Source organism: Pseudomonas sp., assembly GCF_049645325.1.
Taxonomy (GTDB): Bacteria; Pseudomonadota; Gammaproteobacteria; order Pseudomonadales; family Pseudomonadaceae; genus Aquipseudomonas.
This window is the reverse complement of record NZ_JBARTQ010000013.1, coordinates 1-8928: the sequence shown is the minus strand read 5'-3', so window position 1 is coordinate 8928 and position 8928 is coordinate 1. Positions and strand designations below refer to the sequence as shown.

Below are 8928 nucleotides of genomic sequence, written 5' to 3'. Positions count from 1 at the left end.
ACACCGCATTCGCGAGCAAGCCCGCTCCCACATTTGATCTTCAATGGGCTTATAAAGATTCCAGGCAACCCGCCAAGTCATTCCCCAACTTCTCCAGCACCTGCTCATAACCCTGTGCCGTGGCCGGGGTGTAGCCGCCCAGCGCATCCAGCTCCGCCAGTTTCACCGGCAGGCCAGCCACCAGGGTTTCGGCGAGGCGCGGACGCAGCGGCGGCTCACTGAACACGCAGGTTTTGCCCACTTCTTGCAAGCGCGTACGCATGGCCGCCACGTGCTGGGCGCCGGGCTGTACTTCGGCCGCAACGCTGAACACGCCGGTGTGCTTGAGCCCGTAGGCGTCTTCGAAGTAGTCAAACGCCTCGTGGAACACGAAGTAAGGTTTATCGCCCACGCTTGCCAAGCGAGCCTTCAGGCGCGCATCCAGTGCATCCAGGCGCTCATCGAATGCCTTCACGTTGCTCTGGTAACGCGCGGCATTGGCCGGGTCGGCAGTGCTGAGGTCCGCCGCCATGCGCGCAGCAATCACGCGGGCGTTGACGGTCGACAACCACAAATGCGCGTCCAGGCTGCCTGGGCGGTGATCGTGGTCATGTTCGTCGGCATCATCAGCGTGAGAGTGGCTATCTTCGGCGAAACGACGCAGCTTCATGCCGGGAAGGTCCTGCACGGCCACGGTCGGCAAGCTGCGGCCTTTCAGCACGCGCGGCAGGAAGCTCTCCATGTCCGGGCCGATCCAATACAACAGGTCCACCGACTGCACGCGCCGTACGTCGGATGGGCGCAACGCGTAGTTATGCGGCGATGCGCCAGGCGGCAGCAGCACCTCTGGAATCGCCACGCCGTCCTGCACGGCGGCGGCGATCAGTTGCAACGGCTTGATGCTGGTCAGCACCTTGACCTCGGCCTGAGCGGCGCCCGCGATGAACAAACTGGTGACAAATACGACAAAAACGGGAAAAAGTCTGGACACGATGACCACTCATTGGCGTAGGAACGGGTAACATAATAACGTCTCTATCAAATATCTGTCGCCGCTCATGCCTAAAACACCGCTTGCCAGCCGTCCCCACGACCACTCTCACTGCGTGCACACCGCGTTGTCGGAGGCTGATGCGCTGTGCCTGCGCCAAGGCCTGCGCCTGACAGCCCTGCGCCGGCGTGTGCTGGAACTGGTGTGGCAGAGCCATAAGCCGCTGGGTGCCTACGACATTCTCGGCGTGCTCAGCGAGCAAGACGGCCGCCGTGCGGCGCCGCCGACCGTGTACCGCGCGCTGGATTTCCTGCTGGAAAACGGCCTGGTACACCGCATTGCTTCGCTCAACGCGTTTGTAGGTTGCAACCACCCGGAACACGCGCACCAGGGCCAGTTCCTGATCTGCCGCGAATGCCACGCCGCCATCGAGCTTGAACAAAAAAGCATCAGCGACGCCATCATCAAGAGCTCGGCCGACGTCGGCTTCAAGGTCGAAGGGCAAACGGTCGAAGTGGTCGGCCTGTGCTCGGGCTGCCAGGGGGCTTGATGAGCAACGCGTTAATCCGCCTGGAGCAGGTCGGGGTCACGTTCGCGGGGCAGGCCGTGCTGGATAACATCGCGCTGAGTGTCGAGCCAGGGCAGATCGTCACCCTGATCGGCCCGAACGGCGCCGGCAAGACCACACTGGTGCGTGCTGTACTCGGCCTGCTCAAGCCCGACACCGGCACCGTCTGGCGCAAACCCAAGTTGCGCGTCGGTTACATGCCGCAAAAGCTGCACGTGGACCCGACCCTGCCACTCTCGGTGCTGCGCTTTTTGCGTTTGGTGCCCGGCGTAGACCGCGCTCGCGCCCAGGCGGCGCTGAAGGAAGTCGGTGCCGAACAGGTGATCGACAGCCCGGTGCAAAGCATCTCCGGCGGCGAAATGCAGCGCGTTTTGCTGGCCCGTGCCCTGTTACGCGAACCAGAATTGCTGGTGCTGGATGAACCCGTGCAAGGCGTCGATGTGGCCGGCCAAGCCGAGCTGTACAGCCTGATCACACGCCTGCGCGACCGGCATGGCTGCGGCGTATTGATGGTCTCCCACGACCTGCACTTGGTCATGAGTACCACGGACCAAGTGGTGTGCCTCAACCGCCACGTGTGCTGCTCCGGCCACCCGGAACAGGTCAGCAGCGACCCGGCGTTCGTCGAGCTGTTCGGCAAGAACGCCCAAAGCCTGGCGATTTACCACCACCATCACGACCACGCCCATGACCTGCATGGCGCCGTCGTCGACGACCCCGCCACGCCCCATTCCCACGTCCATGGAGACAACTGCAAGCATGGCTGATTTTCTGCTTTACGCCCTGCTGGCAGGCTTGGCTCTGGCGCTCGTTGCGGGCCCACTGGGCTCGTTTGTGGTCTGGCGACGCATGGCCTATTTCGGCGACACGTTGTCGCATGCCGCGCTGCTGGGCGTGGCCATGGGCTTTTTGCTGGATGTGAGCCCCACCATCGCCGTGACCGTCGGCTGCCTGCTGCTGGCGGTGCTGCTAGTGACACTGCAACAGCGCCAGCCGCTGGCCTCCGACACGCTGCTGGGCATTCTGGCGCCGAGCACATTGTCGCTGGGCCTGGTGGTGCTGAGCTTCATGCATGAAGTGCGCATCGACCTGATGGCCTACCTGTTCGGCGACCTGCTGGCGATCAGCCCGACCGACCTTGCGTGGATCCTCGGCGGCAGCGCCGCGGTGCTGATGCTGCTTGTAGCCCTGTGGCGCCCATTGCTGGCGATCACCGTGCATGAAGAGCTGGCCACCGTCGAAGGGCTGCCCGTGCCCGCCCTGCGCATGACCCTGATGCTGTTGATCGCCGTGGTGATTGCTGTCGCGATGAAGATTGTCGGCGTATTGTTGATCACGTCGCTGCTGATCATTCCCGCCGCCGCCGCCCAGCGCCACGCCCGTTCACCGGAACAGATGGCGATCGGCGCAAGCCTGCTGGGGATGCTTGCAGTGTGCGAGGGCCTGGCGTTGTCCTGGTTCAAAGACACGCCGGCAGGGCCGTCGATTGTGGTTACGGCCGCCGCCCTGTTTCTGCTGAGTTTTGTCCTGCCCCGTCGAGGGGTGTAGACTTGCTCGCTTTTTGCGCAAATAGAGAGTCGCAGGAATGAAGCCGTTCACCTCCCGTTATCTGCTCCTTGCCGCATTTTCCCTGCTGCTGGGTGCCTGTCAAAGCACACCGCCCGCCACCCCCGAGGTGCCGGACGCTCACGCTGCGGCCATCGCGCAGCTGGAACAAAACCTGGCCAGCAGTGAGCTGGCCACCGCCGAAGACGAGTTGGCCGCACTGCAGGCGCAATCGCCCAATGACCCGGCCCTGGAAACTTACCAGCGCCAATTGGCTGAGGCCTACCTGCAGCGCAGCCAGATCGTGCTGCAAAAAGGTGACGTCAACGCCGCCGCCACCGCCCTGAGCCGTGCCCGCGCGCTGATGCCCAAAGCCCCCGCGCTGACCGGCGGCGTGAACAGCGCCATCAGCCACGCGCGCAAAGCCGAGCTGGATCAAGCCGAAGCCGCCTTGAAGGCCGCCGAAGCCAAGCCTGTGGCCAAGGTCATCGACCCGGCCGCTGAAAGCACAACTGTGGCGCTGAACCTCACCGATATTGAAGAACTTCGCCACCAACTGGATGCGATCGCCACCGATGTGGTGAATTACCAGTGTGACGTGAGCATCCAGGCGCCGCGCACCGAAGATTACCCGTGGCTGGCCACGTTGCTGACCAAACGGGTGAAGCGCATTGATTCTGGGTATGACCTGAAGATTCACCGGCAGATCTTGAAACACATTCCGGCGCAGGTTGTGCTGATTCCGCGCAAGGCGGACTAAAGCAAAAGCATCGCAGGCAAGCCAGCTCCCACATTTGAATTGTGAATACGTTCAAGTGTGGGAGCTGGCTTGCCTGCGATAGCGATCTAACAAACAACCAAAAGCTTAAGCCGGAATCGCCTTGGCCTTAGGCTCACGCTCCCACACCCGATGCTGGCCAATGGCAGCAAAGAATGCCTTGAACGCCTTGGCATCCGCACCGACGATCAGCCCCGCATCTGCCTCAAGCTTGAGCAAATCCAGCAACGGCTTCACGTCATTGGCCACCGCAATCGCCTTGAGGTGCTTGTACGCCTCCAGCACGTAATGCAACGCCACGCCGTCGCCGCTCAGGGCTTTCACCGACTCTTTCCCGCCTGGGATAAACACCGCGTCAAACGCAATGGACGGCAAGCCTTCCATCGACGCGTCCACCGGCAGGCTCTTGCCATCCGCCGTGGTCACCGGCGCCGAGGTCGGCCCGAGCAATTTAGCGTGTGCACCTTCTGCCTCAAGGGCTTTCTTCAACGCGGCAATCGCTGCGCCATCCACGCCATTGGCGGCCAGGATCGCAACCTTGCGGGTCTTGATATTGCCGGGCAGCAGGTTGGCCTGGCTCAACGCTGGCGAGCGTGCCAACGAGCTCTCGCGTTCCGGCACAGTGCCTTTGTTGGGCACCGGCAGGCCGAGGTTTTGCGCCACACGCTTGGCCAGCTCCAGGTCGATATTGGCCAGGATCTCGTTGACCTGACGCGCACGAATAAACTCACGCTCAACCTTGCCCAGCTCAAAACTGTAGGCGGCGATGATGTGTTCCTGCTCGTGCTTGCTCATGCTGCGGAAGAACAGGCGCGCCTGGGAGAAGTGGTCGCCAAACGACTCGCTGCGCTCGCGGATCTTGTGGGCGTCGATACGCTCCGGGTACGTCTCAAAACCGCCGTCCTGCGCCGCAGGCGGGGTTTCTTTCGGCCAGCCGCCATCGATCGAGTTCGGCTCGTAAGACGCACGCCCCTTATCGATGGTGCTTCGGTGCATGGCGTCACGCTGATTGTTATGCAGCGGCGTCACCGCCTGATTGATCGGCAACTGGTGGAAATTCGGGCCGCCCAGTCGGCTGATCTGCGTATCGGTGTAGGAAAACAGCCGACCTTGCAGCAACGGGTCATTGGAGAAGTCGATCCCCGGCACGATATGCCCTGGGCAGAACGCAACCTGCTCGACTTCCGCGAAGAAGTTGTCCGGGTTGCGGTTGAGCACCATCTTGCCTAGCGGCGTGATCGGCACCAGCTCTTCAGGGATCAGCTTGGTGGGGTCGAGAATGTCGAAATCGAACGCGTGTTCCTTGTCTTCAGGAATCACCTGCACACCCAACTCCCATTCCGGGTAGTCGCCCATCTCGATGGACTCCCACAGGTCACGACGGTGGTAGTCGGTATCTTTACCCGCCAGCTTCTGCGCTTCGTCCCACACCAGTGAGCAGGTGCCCGCCGTTGGGCGCCAGTGGAATTTGACGAAGTTGGATTTGCCCTCGGCGTTCACCAGACGGAAGGTGTGCACACCAAAGCCCTGCATGCTGCGCAGGCTTTTGGGAATGGCACGGTCCGACATGGCCCAAATGACCATGTGCGCTGATTCCGGCTGCAGCGAGACAAAATCCCAGAACGTATCGTGGGCCGAGCCGCCGGTAGGAATTTCGTTGTGCGGCTCAGGTTTTACCGCGTGCACGAAGTCAGGAAACTTGATCGCATCCTGAATGAAAAAGACCGGCATGTTGTTGCCGACCAGGTCGAAATTGCCTTCTTCGGTGAAGAACTTGACGGCAAAACCGCGCACGTCACGCACGGTATCGCCCGAACCGCGCGGCCCCTGCACCGTGGAAAAGCGCGTAAACACCGGGGTTTTATGGCCTGGGTCGCGCAGGAAGCCCGCCTTGGTCAGCGCAGAATGGTTTTCGTAGGTTTGAAAGTAGCCATGGGCGCCTGTGCCGCGCGCATGCACGATGCGCTCCGGAATGCGCTCATGGTCAAAGTGCGTGATCTTTTCACGCATGATGAAATCTTCCAGCAGCGAAGGGCCGCGGGCGCCGACCTTCAAGGTGTTCTGGTTGTCGGAAATCTTCACGCCCTGGTTGGTGCGCAGCGCCTGGCCGGTCGCGTCGGAACGAAACGCCTCCAGCGCCTGCAACTTGGCGTTGGTGTTGCCACGGTCCAGGGTGTCGGTGCCCGCCAGTTCACTCTTCGGCGGGGTAGTTGGCTTCTTGGTACTCATCAGGCAAAACTCCTTAGTCAAAGTGGCCAGAGCGGTCCCCGGCTCGTTTGAGCAAAACCCCGGGCACGGCACCCGGGAAATCGCGTTGCTTATGTAGTGACTGATGGGGTTTTGGGCCGTTCCTTTTTTATGACCTTTGATCGCGTTATTGCCAAATCGCTGGATGAATGCGAAATAAATGCTAAGAAACGCTATACGGACAGGCTAAAATGCGCGCCCGGCTAACCGCTGATCCCTTTTCCATGCGCCCCACAAGGTTCGCTACGTGATCGAGTTTCATAACGTCCATAAAACCTACCGCGTCGCCGGTAAGGATATCCCCGCCCTGCACCCCACCAGCCTGCGCGTCGAAAACGGCCAGGTGTTTGGCCTGATTGGCCACTCGGGTGCGGGAAAAAGTACCCTGCTGCGCCTGATCAATCGCCTCGAAGAACCGAGTGGCGGCCAGATCAACGTCGACGGCGAAGAAGTTACCGCGCTGGACGCCAATGGCCTGCGCCGTTTCCGCCAGCAAGTCGGGATGATCTTCCAGCACTTCAACCTGCTCGCCTCCAAGACCGTCGCCGACAACGTGGCGCTGCCGCTGACCCTGGCCGGCGAATTGTCGCGCAAGGACATCGACCTGCGCGTGGCTGAGTTGCTCGCCCGTGTGGGCCTGTCGGACCACGCCAGGAAATACCCGGCGCAGTTGTCCGGCGGCCAGAAGCAGCGCGTCGGCATCGCCCGCGCTCTGGCGACCAAGCCAAAAATCCTGCTGTGCGACGAAGCCACCAGCGCCCTCGACCCGCAGACCACCGCCTCGGTGCTGAAACTGCTGGCCGAGATCAACCGTGAGTTGAAGCTCACCATCGTGCTGATCACCCATGAAATGGACGTGATCCGCCGCGTGTGCGATCAAGTGGCCGTGATGGACGCCGGCGTGATCGTCGAGCAAGGCTCGGTGACCGACGTGTTCCTGCACCCCAAGCACCCGACCACCAAGCGCTTCGTGCAGGAAGCCGAGCAGGTCGATGAAGGCGAACAGCGCGATGTGTTTGCCCATGTACCGGGCCGCATCGTACGCCTGACATTCCAGGGTGAAGCGACCTACGCGCCATTGCTGGGTACCGTCGCCCGTGAAACAGGGGTGGACTACAGCATCCTTGCCGGTCGCATCGACCACATCAAAGACACGCCCTACGGGCAACTGACCCTGGCCATCACCGGCGGGGACATGGAAGCAGCGTTCGCGCGCTTTACCGCGGCAGACGTCCACATGGAGGTCCTGCGCTAATGGACGTTTTCTTGAGTTTCTTCGCCAATATCGACTGGTCTGAAATCTGGCTCGCCACCGGCGACACCATGACCATGCTCTTCGGTTCACTGTTCTTTACCGTGTTGCTCGGCCTGCCGCTGGGCGTGCTGCTGTTCCTGTGCAGCCCGCGCCAACTGTTCGAACAAAAGGGTCTGTACGCACTGCTGTCGCTGATCGTGAACATCCTGCGTTCGCTGCCGTTCATCATCCTGCTGATCGTGATGATTCCGTTCACCGTACTGATCACCGGCACCTCGCTGGGTGTGGCCGGTGCGATTCCGCCGCTGGTCGTGGGCGCCACGCCGTTTTTTGCGCGCCTGGTCGAAACCGCCTTGCGTGAGGTGGACCGCGGCATCATCGAAGCCACGCAGTCGATGGGCGCCAGCACGCGTCAGATCATCGTCAACGCGCTGCTGCCTGAAGCCCGCCCCGGCATTTTCGCGGCGATTACGGTGACGGCAATTACACTGGTTTCCTACACTGCAATGGCCGGTGTCGTAGGCGCCGGCGGCCTGGGTGACTTGGCGATCCGCTTTGGTTACCAGCGCTTCCAGACCGACGTCATGATCGTCACCGTGGTGATGCTGTTGATCCTGGTGCAAATTCTGCAAACCGTCGGCGACAAGCTGGTGGTGCACTTTTCTCGAAAATAACGGCGATTGCCGGCCCCCGCCGGCACATGCCTGAACAAGGAGCTTGCTGGATGAAAAAACTACTGGTTGCTTTCGCCGCCGTTGCCGCGTTTTCCGCGCACGCCGAAACCATCACGGTCGCCGCCTCGCCGGTGCCACACGCGGAAATTCTGGAGTTCGTGAAGCCTGCACTCGCCAAAGAAGGCGTGGACCTGCAGGTCAAAGTCTTCACCGACTACGTACAGCCCAACGTGCAAGTGGCTGAAAAGCGCCTGGATGCCAACTTCTTCCAGCACCAGCCGTACCTGGATGAGTTCAACAAAGCCAAGGGCACTCACCTGGTGAGCGTCGGCGCCGTGCACCTCGAACCCTTGGGCGCGTACTCCAGCAAGTACAAAAAGCTGGAAGACCTGCCAAGCGGCGCCAACGTCGTGATCCCGAACGACGCCACCAACGGCGGCCGCGCGCTGTTGCTGCTGGCCAAGCACAACCTGATCACCCTGAAGGACCCGACCAACATCCTGTCGACCATCAAGGACATCACCGGCAACCCAAAAAACCTGAAATTCCGCGAACTGGAAGCCGCCACCCTGCCGCGCGTGCTGACCCAGGTTGACCTGGCGCTGATCAACACCAACTACGCGCTGGAAGCCAAGCTGGACCCGGCCAAGGACGCCCTGGTGATCGAAGGCAACGACTCGCCTTACGTGAACATCCTGGTGACTCGCGAAGACAACAAGGACTCGGACGCGGTGAAGAAGCTGGTAGCAGCCCTGCACACGCCGGAAGTGAAAGCGTTCATTCTTGAGAAGTACAAAGGCGCGATTTTGCCGGCGTTCTGATCAAACTCGATCCTCAATTCACTGAAGATCAAAAAATGTGGGAGCGGGCTTGCTCGCGAAGGCGGTGGAT

Annotated in this window: 9 protein-coding genes; 7 read left to right on the top strand and 2 right to left on the bottom strand. The window is 61.3% G+C overall.

The features are described from left to right. Positions 1-49: 49 nt before the first annotated feature. Positions 50-979 carry a zinc ABC transporter substrate-binding protein gene (locus WBB95_RS00395; protein WP_424485793.1) on the bottom strand — a complete coding sequence of 310 codons (930 nt, stop codon included), beginning with the start codon at positions 977-979 and terminating at the stop codon, positions 50-52. A 58-nt stretch (positions 980-1037) separates the two neighbouring features. On the opposite strand from WBB95_RS00395, the gene zur reads away from it, so the two are divergent. Genes zur through WBB95_RS00375 form a run of 4 tightly spaced genes read left to right on the top strand, consistent with a single transcriptional unit; the run spans position 1038 to position 3843 of the window. After that, the gene (zur, locus tag WBB95_RS00390; RefSeq protein ID WP_424485792.1) at positions 1038-1520 is read left to right on the top strand and encodes a zinc uptake transcriptional repressor Zur; all 483 of its coding nucleotides are present in this window, start codon (positions 1038-1040) and stop codon (positions 1518-1520) included. After that, a complete protein-coding gene (gene znuC, locus WBB95_RS00385) occupies positions 1520-2305 on the top strand; it encodes a zinc ABC transporter ATP-binding protein ZnuC (RefSeq protein WP_424485791.1) in 786 nt (261 codons plus the stop codon). The genes zur and znuC overlap by 1 nt, the downstream gene beginning before the upstream one ends. Next, on the top strand, positions 2298-3086 hold the full coding sequence (gene znuB / locus WBB95_RS00380) for a zinc ABC transporter permease subunit ZnuB (RefSeq protein ID WP_424485790.1): 789 nt from the start codon (positions 2298-2300) through the stop codon (positions 3084-3086). The genes znuC and znuB overlap by 8 nt, the downstream gene beginning before the upstream one ends. A 37-nt stretch (positions 3087-3123) precedes the next feature. Beyond that, complete coding sequence (locus tag WBB95_RS00375; protein WP_424485789.1) at positions 3124-3843, top strand: PA5502 family lipoprotein; 720 nt, start codon at positions 3124-3126, stop codon at positions 3841-3843. Between the two features lie 105 nt (positions 3844-3948). Here the strand turns inward: WBB95_RS00375 and katE are convergent, their stop codons facing one another. Continuing rightward, positions 3949-6111 (bottom strand): catalase HPII, encoded by a 2163-nt coding sequence (gene katE / locus WBB95_RS00370; protein WP_424485788.1) that lies wholly within the window; start codon positions 6109-6111, stop codon positions 3949-3951. Positions 6112-6355: 244 nt separating this feature from the next. On the opposite strand from katE, the gene WBB95_RS00365 reads away from it, so the two are divergent. From WBB95_RS00365 to WBB95_RS00355, 3 genes are read left to right on the top strand one after another with little or no spacing between them, the layout of a single operon-like run. After that, positions 6356-7363: a methionine ABC transporter ATP-binding protein gene (locus tag WBB95_RS00365; RefSeq protein WP_424485787.1), complete on the top strand. Its 1008-nt coding sequence runs from the start codon at positions 6356-6358 to the stop codon at positions 7361-7363. After that, positions 7363-8037 (top strand): methionine ABC transporter permease, encoded by a 675-nt coding sequence (locus WBB95_RS00360; protein WP_424485786.1) that lies wholly within the window; start codon positions 7363-7365, stop codon positions 8035-8037. The genes WBB95_RS00365 and WBB95_RS00360 overlap by 1 nt, the downstream gene beginning before the upstream one ends. Before the next feature lie 50 nt (positions 8038-8087). Beyond that, positions 8088-8858: a MetQ/NlpA family ABC transporter substrate-binding protein gene (locus WBB95_RS00355; RefSeq protein WP_424485785.1), complete on the top strand. Its 771-nt coding sequence runs from the start codon at positions 8088-8090 to the stop codon at positions 8856-8858. The last annotated feature ends 70 nt before the right edge of the window (positions 8859-8928 follow it).